This window comes from Pseudomonas sp. NFACC05-1 (genome assembly GCF_900100135.1).
Lineage (GTDB): Bacteria > Pseudomonadota > Gammaproteobacteria > Pseudomonadales > Pseudomonadaceae > Aquipseudomonas > Aquipseudomonas fluorescens_Q.
Window position 1 is genome coordinate 1 of record NZ_FMTR01000040.1, and the last position, 15,922, is coordinate 15,922.

29 protein-coding genes and 1 pseudogene are annotated in these 15,922 nt (G+C 55.4%); all 30 read left to right on the forward strand.

Annotated features, from left to right (window positions below; all coding sequences use genetic code 11):
* Window positions 1-384, forward strand: a pseudogene (locus BLO97_RS29335) (elongation factor Tu); the annotation flags it as partial.
* Window positions 385-539: 155 nt separating this feature from the next.
* Window positions 540-851: a 30S ribosomal protein S10 gene (gene rpsJ / locus BLO97_RS29340; protein WP_003186070.1), complete on the forward strand. Its 312-nt coding sequence runs from the start codon at window positions 540-542 to the stop codon at window positions 849-851.
* An 80-nt stretch (window positions 852-931) separates the two neighbouring features.
* Entirely contained in the window at window positions 932-1,567 is a 636-nt protein-coding gene (gene rplC / locus BLO97_RS29345; RefSeq protein ID WP_003186059.1) for a 50S ribosomal protein L3, read from the forward strand.
* Window positions 1,568-1,579: 12 nt separating this feature from the next.
* Window positions 1,580-2,182 carry a 50S ribosomal protein L4 gene (rplD, locus tag BLO97_RS29350; protein WP_003186057.1) on the forward strand — a complete coding sequence of 201 codons (603 nt, stop codon included), beginning with the start codon at window positions 1,580-1,582 and terminating at the stop codon, window positions 2,180-2,182.
* A complete protein-coding gene (rplW, locus tag BLO97_RS29355) occupies window positions 2,179-2,478 on the forward strand; it encodes a 50S ribosomal protein L23 (protein WP_002555488.1) in 300 nt (99 codons plus the stop codon). The genes rplD and rplW overlap by 4 nt, the downstream gene beginning before the upstream one ends.
* 14 nt (window positions 2,479-2,492) lie before the next feature.
* The gene (gene rplB / locus BLO97_RS29360; protein WP_003186055.1) at window positions 2,493-3,317 is read left to right on the forward strand and encodes a 50S ribosomal protein L2; all 825 of its coding nucleotides are present in this window, start codon (window positions 2,493-2,495) and stop codon (window positions 3,315-3,317) included.
* Window positions 3,318-3,333: 16 nt separating this feature from the next.
* Window positions 3,334-3,609: a 30S ribosomal protein S19 gene (gene rpsS, locus BLO97_RS29365; protein ID WP_002555486.1), complete on the forward strand. Its 276-nt coding sequence runs from the start codon at window positions 3,334-3,336 to the stop codon at window positions 3,607-3,609.
* Window positions 3,610-3,620: 11 nt separating this feature from the next.
* Window positions 3,621-3,953 (forward strand): 50S ribosomal protein L22, encoded by a 333-nt coding sequence (gene rplV, locus BLO97_RS29370; RefSeq protein ID WP_003103908.1) that lies wholly within the window; start codon window positions 3,621-3,623, stop codon window positions 3,951-3,953.
* A gap of 13 nt (window positions 3,954-3,966) precedes the next feature.
* Window positions 3,967-4,653, forward strand: coding sequence for a 30S ribosomal protein S3 (gene rpsC / locus BLO97_RS29375; protein WP_003176422.1), 687 nt, complete (start codon window positions 3,967-3,969; stop codon window positions 4,651-4,653).
* Between the two features lie 12 nt (window positions 4,654-4,665).
* The gene (rplP, locus tag BLO97_RS29380; RefSeq protein ID WP_003186052.1) at window positions 4,666-5,079 is read left to right on the forward strand and encodes a 50S ribosomal protein L16; all 414 of its coding nucleotides are present in this window, start codon (window positions 4,666-4,668) and stop codon (window positions 5,077-5,079) included.
* A complete protein-coding gene (gene rpmC, locus BLO97_RS29385) occupies window positions 5,079-5,270 on the forward strand; it encodes a 50S ribosomal protein L29 (protein WP_002555481.1) in 192 nt (63 codons plus the stop codon). Before rplP ends, rpmC begins: the two co-directional genes overlap by 1 nt.
* Before the next feature lie 2 nt (window positions 5,271-5,272).
* Complete coding sequence (gene rpsQ / locus BLO97_RS29390; RefSeq protein ID WP_003194644.1) at window positions 5,273-5,539, forward strand: 30S ribosomal protein S17; 267 nt, start codon at window positions 5,273-5,275, stop codon at window positions 5,537-5,539.
* Between the two features lie 23 nt (window positions 5,540-5,562).
* Window positions 5,563-5,931: a 50S ribosomal protein L14 gene (rplN, locus tag BLO97_RS29395; protein WP_002555479.1), complete on the forward strand. Its 369-nt coding sequence runs from the start codon at window positions 5,563-5,565 to the stop codon at window positions 5,929-5,931.
* An 11-nt stretch (window positions 5,932-5,942) separates the two neighbouring features.
* Complete coding sequence (gene rplX / locus BLO97_RS29400) at window positions 5,943-6,257, forward strand: 50S ribosomal protein L24 (protein ID WP_003186046.1); 315 nt, start codon at window positions 5,943-5,945, stop codon at window positions 6,255-6,257.
* Between the two features lie 20 nt (window positions 6,258-6,277).
* Entirely contained in the window at window positions 6,278-6,817 is a 540-nt protein-coding gene (rplE, locus tag BLO97_RS29405; protein ID WP_003186044.1) for a 50S ribosomal protein L5, read from the forward strand.
* 13 nt (window positions 6,818-6,830) lie between these two features.
* A complete protein-coding gene (rpsN, locus tag BLO97_RS29410; RefSeq protein WP_003186042.1) occupies window positions 6,831-7,136 on the forward strand; it encodes a 30S ribosomal protein S14 in 306 nt (101 codons plus the stop codon).
* Window positions 7,137-7,346: 210 nt separating this feature from the next.
* A complete protein-coding gene (gene rpsH / locus BLO97_RS29415) occupies window positions 7,347-7,739 on the forward strand; it encodes a 30S ribosomal protein S8 (protein WP_017848802.1) in 393 nt (130 codons plus the stop codon).
* 12 nt (window positions 7,740-7,751) lie between these two features.
* Entirely contained in the window at window positions 7,752-8,285 is a 534-nt protein-coding gene (gene rplF / locus BLO97_RS29420) for a 50S ribosomal protein L6 (protein ID WP_003186039.1), read from the forward strand.
* Between the two features lie 10 nt (window positions 8,286-8,295).
* The gene (rplR, locus tag BLO97_RS29425) at window positions 8,296-8,646 is read left to right on the forward strand and encodes a 50S ribosomal protein L18 (protein WP_003186037.1); all 351 of its coding nucleotides are present in this window, start codon (window positions 8,296-8,298) and stop codon (window positions 8,644-8,646) included.
* A gap of 3 nt (window positions 8,647-8,649) precedes the next feature.
* Window positions 8,650-9,150: a 30S ribosomal protein S5 gene (gene rpsE, locus BLO97_RS29430; RefSeq protein WP_003186035.1), complete on the forward strand. Its 501-nt coding sequence runs from the start codon at window positions 8,650-8,652 to the stop codon at window positions 9,148-9,150.
* 2 nt (window positions 9,151-9,152) lie between these two features.
* Window positions 9,153-9,329: a 50S ribosomal protein L30 gene (gene rpmD, locus BLO97_RS29435; RefSeq protein WP_003186033.1), complete on the forward strand. Its 177-nt coding sequence runs from the start codon at window positions 9,153-9,155 to the stop codon at window positions 9,327-9,329.
* Between the two features lie 3 nt (window positions 9,330-9,332).
* A complete protein-coding gene (gene rplO, locus BLO97_RS29440; RefSeq protein ID WP_063324140.1) occupies window positions 9,333-9,770 on the forward strand; it encodes a 50S ribosomal protein L15 in 438 nt (145 codons plus the stop codon).
* The gene (secY, locus tag BLO97_RS29445; RefSeq protein WP_003186029.1) at window positions 9,771-11,099 is read left to right on the forward strand and encodes a preprotein translocase subunit SecY; all 1,329 of its coding nucleotides are present in this window, start codon (window positions 9,771-9,773) and stop codon (window positions 11,097-11,099) included.
* Between the two features lie 30 nt (window positions 11,100-11,129).
* Window positions 11,130-11,246 carry a 50S ribosomal protein L36 gene (gene rpmJ, locus BLO97_RS29450; RefSeq protein ID WP_002555468.1) on the forward strand — a complete coding sequence of 39 codons (117 nt, stop codon included), beginning with the start codon at window positions 11,130-11,132 and terminating at the stop codon, window positions 11,244-11,246.
* A gap of 130 nt (window positions 11,247-11,376) precedes the next feature.
* Window positions 11,377-11,733, forward strand: a complete 357-nt coding sequence (gene rpsM, locus BLO97_RS29455) for a 30S ribosomal protein S13 (protein WP_003186020.1) — start codon at window positions 11,377-11,379, stop codon at window positions 11,731-11,733.
* Between the two features lie 30 nt (window positions 11,734-11,763).
* A complete protein-coding gene (gene rpsK, locus BLO97_RS29460; protein ID WP_002555466.1) occupies window positions 11,764-12,153 on the forward strand; it encodes a 30S ribosomal protein S11 in 390 nt (129 codons plus the stop codon).
* An 18-nt stretch (window positions 12,154-12,171) separates the two neighbouring features.
* On the forward strand, window positions 12,172-12,792 hold the full coding sequence (gene rpsD / locus BLO97_RS29465) for a 30S ribosomal protein S4 (RefSeq protein WP_003176404.1): 621 nt from the start codon (window positions 12,172-12,174) through the stop codon (window positions 12,790-12,792).
* 22 nt (window positions 12,793-12,814) lie between these two features.
* A complete protein-coding gene (gene rpoA, locus BLO97_RS29470; protein ID WP_003186012.1) occupies window positions 12,815-13,816 on the forward strand; it encodes a DNA-directed RNA polymerase subunit alpha in 1,002 nt (333 codons plus the stop codon).
* A gap of 42 nt (window positions 13,817-13,858) precedes the next feature.
* On the forward strand, window positions 13,859-14,245 hold the full coding sequence (gene rplQ, locus BLO97_RS29475) for a 50S ribosomal protein L17 (RefSeq protein ID WP_003186009.1): 387 nt from the start codon (window positions 13,859-13,861) through the stop codon (window positions 14,243-14,245).
* Window positions 14,246-14,468: 223 nt separating this feature from the next.
* Entirely contained in the window at window positions 14,469-15,917 is a 1,449-nt protein-coding gene (locus tag BLO97_RS29480; protein WP_063324141.1) for a catalase, read from the forward strand.
* Window positions 15,918-15,922 lie beyond the last annotated feature (5 nt).

The window sequence follows — 15,922 nt, forward strand, 5'->3', positions numbered from 1 at the left end:
GAAGGTCGTGCTGGCGAGAACTGCGGCGTACTGCTGCGCGGCACCAAGCGTGACGACGTTGAGCGTGGCCAGGTTCTGGTCAAGCCAGGCACCGTCAAGCCGCACACCAAGTTCACCGCAGAAGTTTACGTTCTGAGCAAGGAAGAAGGCGGTCGTCACACTCCGTTCTTCAAAGGCTACCGTCCACAGTTCTACTTCCGTACAACTGACGTGACTGGTAACTGCGAGCTGCCAGAAGGCGTTGAAATGGTAATGCCAGGTGACAACATTCAGATGACTGTTACCCTGATCAAGACCATCGCGATGGAAGACGGTCTGCGTTTCGCTATCCGTGAAGGCGGTCGTACCGTCGGCGCTGGCGTCGTAGCCAAAGTCATCGAGTAAGTCTCTTTCAGAGTCAGCTTGATGAGTTGAAAAGCCCCCGCTTAGCGGGGGCTTTTTTATTGGGTTGACACCTATCAGGGGCGTCTATAGAATTGCGCCTCCTTTTAACGGGCGTATTGCGCCCGGTGGGAATAGCAGCCGGAGTCTGAAATCCAATGCAAAATCAGCAAATCCGTATCAGGTTGAAGGCTTTTGACCATCGCCTGATCGACCAATCCACCCAGGAAATCGTGGAAACCGCGAAACGTACTGGTGCTCAAGTGCGTGGTCCAATTCCACTGCCTACCCGTAAAGAGCGGTTCACCGTTCTGGTCTCCCCGCACGTCAACAAAGACGCGCGTGACCAGTACGAGATCCGTACTCATAAGCGCGTTCTGGACATCGTCCAGCCAACGGATAAAACCGTTGATGCTCTTATGAAGCTCGATCTTGCGGCCGGTGTGGAAGTGCAGATCAGCCTCGGCTAAGACTCGGTCTTAGTCGTGTAACGCTCTGAAATGGGCGGCCATAGCGGGTGAAAGCCCCGTACACTCATGAGGTTTACAACATGACTATTGGTGTAGTCGGTCGTAAATGCGGTATGACCCGTATTTTCACCGAAGAAGGTGTCTCCATTCCGGTCACGGTCATTGAGATCGAGCCGAATCGCGTCACCCAGTTCAAAACTGAAGAGACCGATGGCTATCGTGCAGTGCAAGTCACTGTCGGCGAGCGTCGTGCTTCGCGTGTAACAGCAGCTCAGGCTGGCCACTTCGCCAAGGCGAACGTTGCCGCTGGTCGTACCGTAATGGAATTCCGCCTTGAAGAAGGCGAGTACCAGGCCGGCGATCTGATCAACGCTGAAATCTTCGCCGCTGGTCAACTGGTTGATGTAACCGGTCAGTCCAAAGGTAAAGGCTTCCAGGGTACGATCAAGCGTTGGAACTTCCGCGGGCAAGATAACACCCACGGTAACTCCGTATCCCACCGCGTTCCAGGCTCTATCGGCCAGTGCCAGACTCCTGGTCGTGTATTCAAGGGCAAAAAAATGTCCGGTCATATGGGCGCTGAGCGCGTGACCGTGCAGTCCCTCGAAGTAGTGCGCGTGGACGCTGAACGCAATCTGTTGTTGGTCAAGGGCGCTGTTCCTGGCGCTACTGGCGGCAACTTGGTTGTACGTCCAGCAGCCAAGGCTCGCGGTTAAGGGGAAGCTGACATGCAATTAAATGTAAATGACGCTCAAGCGATCGAAGTTTCCGAACTGACATTTGGCGGCGAATTCAACGAGACGCTGGTTCACCAAGCAGTCGTGGCCTACATGGCTGGCGGCCGTCAAGGTAGCAAGCAGCAAAAGACCCGTTCCGACGTTTCCGGTGGCGGCAAGCGCCCATGGCGTCAGAAAGGTACTGGCCGTGCTCGTGCCGGTACTATCCGTAGCCCAATCTGGCGTGGCGGCGGTACCACTTTCGCAGCTCGTCCTCAGGATCACTCCCAGAAGCTGAACAAGAAGATGTATCGCGCAGCAATGCGTTCCATCCTTGCTGAGCTGGTGCGTACTGATCGTCTGGTCGTGGTTCAGGACTTCGCTGTTGAAGCACCGAAAACCAAAGATCTGCTGAACAAGCTGAACGGCATGGGCCTGACTGACGTCCTGATCGTGTCTGACGCTGTTGATCAGAACCTGTACCTGGCTGCTCGCAACCTGCCACACGTCGACGTTCGTGACGTGCAGGGTTCCGATCCGGTCAGTCTGATCGCATACGACAAGGTGTTGATCACCGTGTCGGCCGTGAAGAAATTCGAGGAGCTGCTGGGATGAACCAGGAACGCGTATTTAAAGTTCTGCTTGGCCCGCACGTTTCCGAGAAGGCTACGGTTCTGGCAGACAAGAAAGGCCAGTTCGTTTTCAAGGTTGCTACCGACGCAACCAAGCTGGAAATCAAGAAGGCCGTCGAAAGCCTGTTCAGCGTGAAAGTAGAGCGCGTGACTACCCTGAACGTTCTGGGTAAAAGCAAGCGCACTGCTCGCGGTCTGGGCAAGCGTAATGACTGGAAGAAGGCAGTTATCTCCCTTCAGCCAGGCCAAGATCTCGATTTCAGCAGCAGTGCTGAGTAAGGAAGGGGTGCATCATGGCAATCGTTAAATGCAAACCGACTTCCCCTGGCCGCCGTTTTGTGGTCAAGGTGGTCAACCAGGAGCTGCATAAAGGCGCTCCTCACGCACCGCTGCTCGAGAAAAAATCGAAGTCTGGTGGTCGTAACAACAATGGCCGTATTACCACTCGTCACATCGGTGGTGGTCATAAGCAGCATTATCGTCTGGTCGACTTCCGTCGCAACGACAAGGATGGCATCGCTGCCACCGTCGAGCGTATCGAATACGATCCAAACCGTACTGCTCACATCGCTCTGCTGCTGTACGCAGATGGCGAGCGTCGCTACATCATCGCCCCTAAAGGCGTGAGTGCTGGCGACCAGCTGATCGCAGGTGCCCTGGCACCGATCAAGCCGGGCAACGCTCTGCAACTGCGTAACATTCCAGTTGGTAGCACCGTACACGGCATCGAATTGAAGCCAGGTAAAGGCGCACAGATCGCTCGTTCCGCTGGTGCTTCGGCTCAGCTGATCGCTCGTGAAGGTGTCTACGTGACCCTGCGTCTGCGTTCTGGTGAGATGCGTAAAGTACTGGCTGAATGCCGTGCGACCCTGGGCGAAGTCTCGAACTCCGAGCACAGCCTGCGTTCGTTGGGTAAAGCTGGTGCCAAGCGCTGGCGTGGCGTTCGCCCAACCGTTCGTGGTGTTGCCATGAACCCGGTTGACCACCCACATGGTGGTGGTGAAGGTCGTACCTCTGGTGGTCGTCATCCGGTATCGCCATGGGGCTTCCCGACTAAGGGCGCGAAGACTCGTGGTAATAAGCGTACCGACAAAATGATCGTCCGTCGTCGCAAGTAAATAGAGGGATACGACAGTGCCACGTTCTCTGAAAAAAGGTCCTTTTATTGATCTTCACCTACTGAAGAAGATCGAAGTGGCGGCGGAAAAGAACGATCGCAAACCAGTTAAGACCTGGTCGCGTCGTTCGATGATCCTGCCACAAATGGTCGGTCTGACCATCGCAGTACACAACGGTCGCCAACACGTCCCAGTTCTCGTGAACGAAGACATGGTCGGCCACAAACTGGGCGAGTTCGCCGGTACCCGCACATACCGTGGGCACGTGGCTGACAAGAAAGCCAAGCGTTAAGGGGTAAGGAAATGGAAGTAGCCGCTAAGTTGTCGGGCGCTCGAATCTCCGCCCAGAAAGCCCGCTTGGTCGCCGACCAGATCCGCGGGAAGAAGGTGGGCGAAGCGCTCAACCTGTTGGCTTTCAGCAGTAAGAAAGCCGCCGAGATCATGAAGAAAGTGCTGGAGTCGGCCGTAGCCAACGCCGAGCATAACGAAGGCGCAGACGTTGATGACCTGAAGGTCAGCACCGTTTTCGTCAACGAAGGGCGTTCGCTGAAGCGCATCATGCCACGTGCCAAAGGCCGTGCTGATCGCATCGTCAAGCGGTCTTGCCATATCACTGTCAAGGTTGCTGACAAGTAACGGAGTCGAAGAGATGGGTCAGAAAGTACATCCCATTGGCATTCGCCTGGGAATCGTCAAGGAGCACACCTCCGTCTGGTACGCAGACGGTCGGACTTATGCGGACTACTTGTTCGCTGATCTGAAGGTGCGTGAGTATCTCCAAGACAAACTAAAAAGCGCGTCCGTAAGCCGTATCGATATCCATCGTCCGGCGCAGACTGCACGTATCACCATCCACACCGCTCGTCCAGGTATCGTTATCGGGAAGAAAGGTGAAGATGTTGAGAAACTGCGTCAGGACCTGACCAAGCAAATGGGTGTGCCTGTGCACATCAATATCGAAGAGATCCGCAAGCCGGAGCTCGACGGTATGCTGGTTGCGCAGAGCGTAGCTCAGCAGCTGGAGCGTCGCGTAATGTTCCGTCGCGCTATGAAGCGCGCTGTACAGAACGCAATGCGCATTGGTGCCAAAGGCATCAAAATCCAAGTGAGCGGTCGTCTCGGCGGTGCTGAAATCGCACGTACTGAATGGTATCGCGAAGGTCGTGTGCCACTGCACACCCTGCGTGCCGACATCGACTATGCCAACTACGAAGCTCACACCACCTACGGTGTGATCGGTGTAAAGGTTTGGATCTTCAAAGGCGAAGTAATTGGTGGTCGCCAAGAAGAACTGAAGCCACAAGCACCAGCGCCTCGTAAAAAAGCTGCTAAGTAAGGGGTACGCCAAATGTTGCAACCAAAGCGTACGAAGTTCCGCAAGCAGATGACCGGTCACAACCGTGGCCTGGCATTGCGCGGTAGCAAAGTCAGCTTCGGCGAGTTCGCGCTGAAGTCTGTTGCTCGTGGTCGTCTCACCGCTCGTCAGATCGAGTCAGCGCGTCGTGCTCTGACCCGTCACGTAAAACGTGGCGGCAAGATCTGGATCCGTGTATTCCCGGACAAGCCTGTCACCAAGAAGCCACTCGAAGTTCGGATGGGTAAAGGTAAGGGTAACGTGGAGTACTGGGTTGCCCAGATTCAGCCAGGCAAAGTCCTGTATGAAATCGAGGGTGTTTCTGAAGAGCTGGCGCGTGAGGCTTTCGCCCTGGCTGCTGCAAAGCTGCCGCTCGCCACCTCCTTTGTTAAACGGACGGTGATGTGATGAAAGCGAATGAGCTTCGTGAAAAATCAGCACAGCAGCTGAACGAGCAACTGCTCGGCCTGCTGCGCGACCAGTTCAATCTGCGTATGCAGAAAGCAACTGGCCAGTTGGGGCAGTCTCATCTGCTCTCGCAAGTTAAGCGTGACATCGCTCGCGTGAAAACTGTGCTCAACCAGCAGGCAGGTAAGTAATCATGGCTGAAGCCGAAAAAACTGTCCGTACGCTGACTGGCCGTGTTGTCAGCGACAAGATGGACAAAACCATCACCGTTCTGATCGAGCGTCGCGTTAAGCACCCGATCTACGGTAAATACGTTAAGCGTTCGACTAAGCTGCACGCGCACGACGAAACCAATCAGTGCCACATCGGCGACAAAGTCACTATTCGTGAAACTCGTCCGATGGCCAAGACCAAGTCTTGGGCGCTGGTTGATGTTCTCGAACGCGCTGTGGAAGTCTAAGGGCTAGGGGTCGGAGAAATTATATGATTCAGACTCAATCCATGCTCGATGTGGCCGATAACAGCGGCGCTCGCCGTGTTATGTGCATCAAGGTGCTGGGTGGCTCCCATCGTCGTTACGCTGGTATCGGTGACATCATCAAAGTTACCGTCAAGGAAGCAATTCCTCGCGGTAAGGTGAAAAAAGGCCAGGTGATGACTGCTGTCGTAGTCCGCACTCGCCATGGTGTCCGTCGTGCTGACGGCTCCATCATCCGCTTTGATGGCAACGCTGCTGTTCTGTTGAACAACAAGCAAGAGCCGATCGGCACCCGTATCTTTGGGCCAGTGACCCGTGAACTTCGTACTGAGAAGTTCATGAAGATCGTCTCGCTCGCCCCAGAAGTGCTGTAAGGAGATCCGACATGCAAAAGATTCGTCGTGACGACGAGATCATCGTGATCGCCGGCAAAGACAAAGGTAAGCGCGGTAAGGTGCTGAAGGTTCTTGCTGACAACCGTCTGGTTGTTGGTGGTCTGAACCTGGTCAAGCGTCATACCAAGCCTAACCCGATGTCGGGCGTACAGGGCGGTATCGTCGAGAAAGAAGCGCCACTGCACGCTTCCAACGTCGCCATCTTCAACGGCGAAACCAACAAGGCTGACCGCGTTGGTTTCAAAGTAGAAGACGGTAAGAAAATTCGTGTCTTCAAGTCGACCCAAAAAGCGGTTGATGCTTGAACACTGCTAGGTAGAAGACCATGGCACGACTAAAAGAGATTTACCGGAAGGAAATCGCACCGAAACTTAAGGAAGAACTTAAGCTTTCGAACGTGATGGAAGTTCCGCGCGTTACCAAAATCACCCTGAACATGGGTCTGGGCGAAGCGATCGGCGACAAAAAAGTCATCGAGCACGCTGTTGCCGACCTGGAAAAGATCACCGGTCAGAAAGTCGTTGTGACTTACGCTCGGAAATCCATCGCTGGCTTTAAAGTCCGTGAAGGTTGGCCGATCGGTGTCAAAGTGACCCTGCGCCGTGAGCGTATGTACGAGTTCCTGGATCGTCTGCTGTCGATCTCCCTGCCTCGGGTTCGCGACTTCCGCGGCCTGAATGCCAAGTCCTTCGATGGTCGTGGCAACTACAGCATGGGCGTTAAAGAGCAGATCATTTTCCCGGAAATCGATTACGACAAGATCGACGCTCTCCGCGGTCTGGACATTACCCTGACCACCACTGCTCGGACGGATGACGAAGGTCGCGCACTGCTGCGCGCTTTCAAATTCCCGTTCCGCAACTGATTGGAGTAGGAAAATGGCCAAGAAGAGCATGAAGAACCGTGAGCTGAAGCGTCAGCTCACCGTTGCCAAGTACGCCACCAAGCGTGCAGCGCTGAAAGCTATCATCGTTGATCTGAACGCAAGTCCAGAAGCGCGTTGGGAAGCTACCGTAGCCCTGCAGAAGCAGCCACGTGACGCAAGCGCCTCGCGCATGCGTAACCGCTGCCGCCTGACTGGTCGTCCGCACGGCGTGTATCGCAAGTTCGGCCTTGGCCGTAACATGCTGCGTCAAGCTGCAATGCGTGGTGACGTTCCAGGTCTGGTTAAAGCCAGCTGGTAAGCACTGTCAAAGTCGCGGCGTTCGGGATCGCAAGATCCTGACCGTCGGTGACCTTGAACATGAATCAAGCCCCTATTGGGGCTTGATTCATTTGTGGGGTGTGTCTAGAATACCCGGCTCGCCTGAGCCCGTGTTTTTATTGCGCGGATGCGCTCGGCGACACGTACTAGCCGAAAGGCTAATTTTTTGTGTATTAGGAGCGTCTAGCCCATGAGTATGCAGGACCCGTTAGCGGACATGCTAACTCGTATCCGTAATGCCCAGATGGCTGAAAAGTCCGTCGTAAGCATGCCATCTTCTACGTTGAAGGTAGCTGTTGCCAAAGTCCTGAAGGACGAAGGTTACATTGCGGGTTATCAGATCAGCAGCGAAATCAAGCCACTGCTGTCCATCGAGCTGAAGTACTTCGAAGGCCGTCCGGTCATCGAGGAAGTGAAGCGCGTTAGCCGTCCAGGCCTGCGTCAGTACAAGTCCGTCGAGGATCTGCCGAAAGTTCGCGGCGGCCTGGGCGTGTCTATCGTCTCCACCAACAAAGGTGTGATGACGGATCGTGCTGCGCGCGCTGCCGGTGTCGGCGGCGAAGTTCTTTGCACTGTGTTCTAAGGGGGGATAAGCATGTCACGCGTCGCTAAGAACCCCGTTAAGCTGCCAGCCGGTGTCGAAGTCAAATTCGCAGGCCAACAGCTTTCGGTGAAGGGTGCCAAGGGCACTCTGCAACTGAACATCCATTCGTCCGTTGAGATCGTTGAAGAAGCTGGTGAGCTGCGTTTCGCTGCTCGCAATGGCGATCAACAGACTCGCGCAATGGCTGGTACCACTCGTGCGTTGGTAAACAACATGGTCCAAGGCGTAAGCCAAGGCTTCGAGCGCAAGCTCCAGCTGGTCGGTGTTGGTTACAAAGCGCAAGCAAAAGGCACAGTGCTGAACCTGGCTCTTGGCTTCTCGCACCCAGTGGATTATGAACTGCCGGAAGGCATCACCGCTGAGACTCCTAGCCAGACCGATATCCTGATCAAGGGCATCGACAAGCAGCTGGTAGGTCAAGTGGCCGCCGAGATCCGCGACTTCCGTCCACCAGAGCCGTACAAAGGCAAAGGTGTGCGCTACGCGGACGAAGTCGTCCGTCGTAAAGAAGCCAAGAAGAAGTAGGGCATAGCAAATGACCGACAAAAAAGTTACTCGACTGCGTCGCGCTCGCAAAGCACGCCTGAAAATGCACGAACTCGAAGTCGTGCGTCTCTGCGTGTTCCGCTCGTCGCAGCACATCTACGCCCAGGTCATTTCGGCCGACGGCAACAAAGTCCTGGCAAGTGCCTCGACTTTGGATAAAGAACTGCGTGATGGCGCCACTGGCAACATCGACGCGGCCACTAAGGTTGGCCAGCTGGTCGCTACGCGTGCAAAAGCCGCTGGCGTCTCGCAGGTGGCTTTCGACCGCTCTGGCTTCAAGTACCACGGCCGCGTCAAGGCGCTGGCTGATGCTGCTCGTGAAGCTGGGCTGGAGTTCTAAGTTATGTCAAATAACGACCAAAAGCGCGACGAAGGCTACATCGAGAAGCTGGTTCAAGTTAACCGCGTAGCCAAAACCGTTAAAGGCGGCCGTATCTTCACTTTCACTGCGTTGACCGTAGTGGGTGATGGTAAAGGCCGTGTTGGCTTCGGCCGTGGCAAGTCGCGTGAAGTGCCTGCTGCGATCCAGAAGGCAATGGAAGCTGCTCGCCGCAACATGATCCAGGTTGATCTGAACGGCACCACTCTGCAGTACGCAATGAAGTCTGCCCATGGCGCTTCGAAGGTGTACATGCAGCCTGCTTCTGAAGGTACCGGTATCATCGCTGGCGGCGCTATGCGTGCTGTCCTCGAAGTTGCTGGCGTTCAGAACGTTCTGGCCAAATGCTACGGCTCGACTAACCCAGTAAACGTGGTTCACGCCACTTTCAAGGGTTTGAAAGCAATGCAGTCTCCTGAATCCATTGCCGCCAAGCGTGGCAAAAGCGTCAAGGAGATCTTCTGATCATGGCTACCGTAAAAGTTACGCTGATCAAAAGCATGACCGGCCGCATCCCTAACCACAAACTGTGCGTTAAGGGTCTGGGTCTGCGTCGCATCGGTCACACTGTAGAAGTCCTGGATACTCCCGAGAATCGCGGGATGATCAACAAGGCTTACTACATGCTGCGTGTCGAGGGTTAATCGATGAAACTCAATGATCTGAGTCCAGCGCCGGGTTCCCGTCGCGAAAAGCATCGTCCGGGCCGTGGTATCGGTAGTGGTTTGGGCAAGACCGGTGGCCGTGGCCACAAAGGTCAGACTTCCCGCTCCGGTGGCACCATTGCTCCAGGCTTTGAAGGCGGTCAACAGCCGCTGCATCGTCGCCTGCCGAAGTTCGGTTTCGTTTCCCTGAAAGCCATGGATCGCGCAGAAGTGCGTCTGTCCGAGCTGGCCAAAGTGGAAGGCGACATCGTCACCGTGCAGTCCCTGAAGGATGCCAACGTGATCAACCAGAACGTTCAGCGTGTGAAAATCATGCTGTCGGGCGAAGTTGCTCGTGCTGTCACCATCGGAAAGGGAATCGGCGCCACCAAAGGTGCGCGTGCGGCTATCGAAGCAGCTGGCGGCAAGTTCGAGGAATAAATGGCTAAGCAAGGTGCTCTCTCTGCGCTCGGCAAAGGCGGTATGTCTGAACTCTGGGCTCGTCTGCGTTTTCTGTTCCTGGCGATTATCGTCTACCGAATAGGCGCACACATCCCGGTTCCAGGTATCAACCCGGACCGACTCGCGGACCTGTTTCGACAGAATGAGGGGACCATTCTTAGCTTGTTCAACATGTTTTCCGGCGGCGCGCTGGAGCGGATGAGCATCTTTGCACTGGGGATCATGCCGTACATTTCGGCATCGATCATCATGCAATTGATGAGCGCCGTCAGCCCGCAGCTGGAGCAGTTGAAGAAGGAAGGTGAAGCTGGCCGTCGCAAGATCAGCCAGTACACCCGCTACGGCACTGTCGTCCTCGCTCTCGTTCAAGCCATTGGCATGTCCATCGGCTTGGCGGGGCAGGGCGTTTCGTTCACTGCTGACTTCAGCTTTCATTTCGTTGCGGTAACCACTTTTGTGGCAGGCGCGATGTTCATGATGTGGCTGGGTGAGCAGATTACTGAGCGTGGTGTTGGCAACGGTATCTCGATGTTGATCTTCGCAGGTATCGTCGCCGGTCTTCCGAGAGCGATCGGGCAGTCTTTCGAGTCTGCGCGTCAGGGTGATATCAACATTTTTGCCCTGGTTGCCATCGGTCTGCTGGCAGTAGCGATTATCGGTTTCGTGGTGTTCATTGAGCGTGGTCAGCGTCGTATTGCTGTTCACTACGCCAAGCGTCAGCAGGGCCGCAAGGTATTTGCTGCGCAGACCAGCCACTTGCCGTTGAAGGTGAACATGGCCGGCGTAATTCCGGCTATTTTCGCGAGCAGCATCCTGCTGTTCCCGGCTTCGTTGGGTGCCTGGTTCGGCCAGTCTGAAGGTATGGGCTGGTTGCAGGACATCTCGCAGTCGATCGCTCCTGGTCAGCCGTTGAATATTCTGCTGTTTAGTGCAGGGATTATTTTCTTCTGCTTCTTCTATACGGCGTTGATGTTCAATCCGAAAGACGTAGCGGAAAACCTGAAGAAGTCCGGTGCCTTTATTCCGGGCATCCGTCCAGGTGAGCAGTCTGCGCGCTACATTGATGGCGTTCTGACTCGCTTGACCATGTTCGGTGCTCTTTACATGACGGCCGTCTGTCTGTTGCCCCAGTTCCTGGTGGTTGCGGCAAACGTACCGTTCTACCTTGGCGGGACCTCGTTGCTGATCGTGGTCGTGGTTGTGATGGACTTCATGTCCCAAGTACAATCGCACCTCGTTTCGCACCAGTACGAATCCCTGATGAAGAAAGCCAACCTGAAGGGCTACGGCAGCGGCATGTTGCGCTGAGTAGCGTCCATAAGGTTCGAGGAGTTGGTGATGAAAGTTCGTGCATCGGTGAAAAAGCTGTGCCGTAACTGCAAGATTATTCGCCGCGAAGGTGTTGTTCGGGTAATTTGCAGCGCGGAACCGCGTCACAAACAGCGCCAAGGCTGAGTGTGATTGTGCTTTAAGCCCGGCAGCTAGTGCGCTGCCGGGTTGATTATTTGTTATTACAGCGATATTATCTCGCGCCCTATTTCTTGGCTTCCGGGGCGTAGGTAGCTGTCAATTGGAGTCCCACTGAATGGCCCGTATTGCAGGCGTCAACATTCCAGATAACAAGCATACTGTTATCTCGCTGACCTACATCTATGGTGTTGGTCGCACTACTGCACAGAAAATTTGTGCAGTGACTGGGGTCAACCCAGCGGCAAAGATCAAAGATCTGAGCGACGAGCAGATTGAACAGCTGCGTGGCGAAGTGGCGAAGTTCACCACTGAAGGTGACCTGCGTCGCGAAATCAACATGAAAATCAAGCGCTTGATGGACCTCGGTTGCTATCGCGGTCTGCGTCATCGTCGTGGTCTGCCAGTACGCGGTCAGCGTACCAAGACCAACGCGCGTACCCGTAAAGGTCCGCGTAAGCCGATCCGCAAGTAATCGCCCCAGCGAATCGACAGGAATTTAATCATGGCAAAACCTGCTGCTCGTCCTCGTAAAAAAGTTAAAAAGACAGTGGTTGATGGCATCGCCCACATCCATGCTTCTTTTAACAACACCATCGTGACCATTACCGACCGTCAAGGTAACGCTCTTTCCTGGGCTACCTCCGGTGGTTCGGGTTTCCGCGGTTCCCGCAAGTCCACCCCGTTCGCTGCTCAAGTAGCTGCTGAGCGTGCTGGTCAAGCTGCGCTGGAATACGGCCTGAAAAACCTCGACGTCAACGTCAAGGGTCCAGGTCCAGGTCGTGAATCCGCAGTCCGCGCTTTGAACGGCTGTGGCTACAAGATCGCCAGCATCACCGACGTGACGCCAATCCCGCACAACGGGTGCCGTCCGCCGAAGAAGCGCCGCGTGTAATCCAGGAGATTGTAAAGAATGGCTCGTTACATTGGTCCAAAATGCAAACTCGCTCGTCGCGAAGGCACCGATCTTTTTCTGAAGAGCGGCGTGCGCGCGATCGAATCGAAGTGCAACATTGAAGCAGCACCTGGTATCCACGGCCAACGCCGCGGTCGCCAGTCCGACTACGGCACCCAACTGCGTGAAAAGCAGAAGGTCCGTCGTATCTACGGCGTTCTCGAGCGTCAATTCAGCGGCTACTACAAAGAAGCTGCTGGCAAGAAAGGCGCAACCGGCGAAAACCTGTTGCAGCTGCTCGAATGCCGCCTGGACAACGTTGTATACCGTATGGGTTTCGGTTCTACTCGTGCCGAATCTCGTCAGCTGGTATCGCACAAGTCGATCAGCGTTAACGGTCAGACCGTAAACGTTCCGTCCTACCAGGTTCGTGCTGGTGACGTGGTTGCTGTTCGCGAGAAAGCAAAGAACCAACTTCGCATTGTCCAAGCTCTCGATCTGTGTGCCCAACGTGGCCGCGTAGAATGGGTAGAAGTAGACACTGAGAAGAAGTCGGGCGTTTTCAAGAACGTTCCTGCTCGCAGTGATCTGTCCGCCGACATCAACGAAAGCCTGATTGTCGAGCTCTACTCCAAGTAAGGGCTAGAAAATAGGTGCATCCATGCAGATTTCGGTAAATGAGTTCCTGACACCCCGCCATATTGATGTGCAGGTTGTCAGTCCAACCCGCGCCAAGATCACACTCGAGCCTCTCGAGCGTGGTTTCGGCCACACCCTGGGCAACGCGCTGCGCCGCATCCTGTTGTCCTCAATGCCCGGCTGTGCAGTAGTCGAGGCCGAGATTGACGGTGTGCTCCATGAGTACAGCGCCATCGAAGGTGTACAGGAAGACGTAATTGAAATCCTGTTGAACCTGAAAGGTCTGGCTATCAAGCTGCACGGTCGTGACGAAGTTACGCTGACCTTGTCGAAGAAGGGTTCGGGGGTGGTTACCGCTGCCGATATTCAGCTGGATCATGATGTCGAGATCGTTAACCCCGATCACGTAATCGCTAACCTGGCGTCTAACGGCGCCCTGAACATGAAGCTCACCGTAGCTCGTGGTCGTGGTTATGAACCGGCAGACTCGCGTCAGAGCGATGAAGACGAAAGCCGCAGCATCGGTCGCTTGCAGCTTGACTCTTCGTTCAGCCCAGTTCGCCGTATCGCATACGTGGTGGAAAACGCCCGTGTCGAACAGCGTACCAACCTGGACAAGCTGGTTATTGATCTGGAAACCAACGGTACCCTGGATCCTGAAGAGGCTATCCGCCGTGCTGCAACCATCCTGCAACAGCAGTTGGCTGCGTTCGTCGACCTCAAGGGTGACAGTGAGCCAGTGGTTGTCGAGCAGGAAGACGAGATCGATCCGATCCTGCTTCGCCCGGTTGACGATCTGGAACTGACTGTACGTTCGGCTAACTGCCTTAAGGCGGAAAACATCTACTACATCGGCGACCTGATTCAGCGTACCGAAGTAGAGCTGTTGAAGACTCCGAACCTTGGCAAGAAATCCTTGACTGAAATCAAGGACGTTCTGGCCTCCCGCGGTCTGTCCCTCGGCATGCGCCTCGACAACTGGCCGCCTGCAAGTCTTAAGAAGGACGACAAGGCGACTGCCTGATCGTCGTAATCACCGAACGTTGTGTTTGGTAAGGAATGAACCATGCGTCATCGTAAAAGTGGTCGTCACCTGAGCCGCACCAGCTCGCACCGCAAGGCCATGTTCCAAAACATGGCGGTGTCGCTGTTCGAGCACGAGCTGATCAAAACTACACTGCCGAAAGCCAAAGAACTGCGTCGCGTTGCTGAGCCGCTGATCACTCTGGCCAAGACAGATAGCCTGGCTAACCGCCGTCTGGCTTTCGACCGTACTCGTTCGAAAGCTATCGTTGGTAAGCTCTTCAACGACCTGGGCAAGCGTTACGCTACCCGTGAGGGTGGCTACCTGCGCATCCTCAAGTGCGGTTTCCGCGCTGGCGACAACGCGCCTATGGCGTACGTCGAGTTGGTTGATCGTGCTACCAGCGGCGAAGCTGTATCCGCTGAGTAAGTCGGCAACATACAAAAAACCGGGCCTCGTGCCCGGTTTTTTGTGCCTGCTAGAAAAGCAGAAACACCGTCTCGTCAGGTTTCGCTATCGGCAAGTCTTCAGATTTAGATAATAACTATCGATGTCCATGATTTAATGAATTTGGATACTGTCATTAACATGATCAATACTCCTTTCCAGCCGATTAGCCGGCAGTTCGAAGACCGACCTAGGAAGATTGAGCATGAGCCAGACCAAAACGCTTACGACCGCCAGCGGCGCTCCTGTCGCCGATAACCAGAACTCTCGCTCCGCCGGCCCGCGCGGCCCGCTGCTGCTCGACGATTTCCACCTGATCGAGAAACTCGCCCACTTCAACCGCGAAAATATTCCTGAACGCCGTGTGCACGCCAAAGGCTCGGGCGCCTACGGTACATTTACCGTGACCCGGGATATCACGCAGTACACCAGCGCCAAGTTGTTCGACACAGTCGGCAAGCAAACCCCAACTTTCCTGCGGTTCTCCACCGTGGGCGGTGAGCGTGGTTCTGCCGACACCGAACGCGATCCGCGCGGTTTCGCCCTGAAGTTCTACACCGAGGAAGGCAACTGGGACATCGTCGGCAACAACACCCCGGTATTCTTCATCCGTGATCCGTTGAAATTTCCAGACTTCATCCACACCCAGAAACGTCTGCCGCAAAGCAATCTGAAAAGCGCCCAGGCGATGTGGGATTTCTGGTCGCATTCGCCTGAGGCGTTGCACCAGGTCACCATTCTGTTTTCCGATCGCGGTATCCCGGATGGCTACCGCCACATGCACGGCTTCGGCAGTCATACCTACAGCCTGATCAACGCACAGGGTGAGCGCCACTGGGTGAAGTGGCACTACAAGACCCAGCAAGGGATCAAGAACCTCGCGCCGGCAGAGGCAGCACGCCTGGCGGGGACGGACCCGGATTACGCCCAGCGTGACTTGTTCAGCGCCATCGAGCGCGGTGACTTCCCGAAATGGAGCGTTTGCATCCAGGTCATGACCGAAGCCCAGGCCGCAGCCCATTACGAGAATCCGTTCGACGTCACCAAGACCTGGTCGCAGAAAGAGTTTCCGCTGATCGAAGTCGGTGTGCTCGAGCTCAACCGCAACCCGCAGAATTACTTTGCTGAAGTCGAGCAAGCGGCGTTTGGCCCTAGCAACATGGTGCCAGGGGTTGGCCTCTCGCCGGACCGCATGCTGCAGGGCCGTGTCTTCGCCTACGCGGATGCGCATCGCTACCGTGTGGGCACCAATCACCAGCAATTGCCGGTGAATGCGCCGCGCAGTCCGGTCAATACCTATCAGCGCGACGGTGCCATGGCGTTTGGCAGCAATGGCGGGGCGGCACCGAACTACGAGCCTAACAGCTACGTGGAAGCGCCGAAGCAAGCCCCGCGTTACGCAGAACCTGCACTGGCTCTCAGTGGCGCGGCGGACCGTTACGATCATCGCGAAGACACCGACTACTACAGCCACGCCGGTGCGCTGTTCCGCTTGATGAGCGATGAGCAGAAGGCGCTGTTGATCAGCAATATCGCCGGTGCAATGGCAGGCGTGTCGGCAGATGTGGTTGACCGTCAGCTGCAGCATTTCTTCAAGGCCGATGTTGCCTATGGAGAGGGCATCGCAAAAGCCTTGGGTGTAGCGCTTAACTAAGTCTA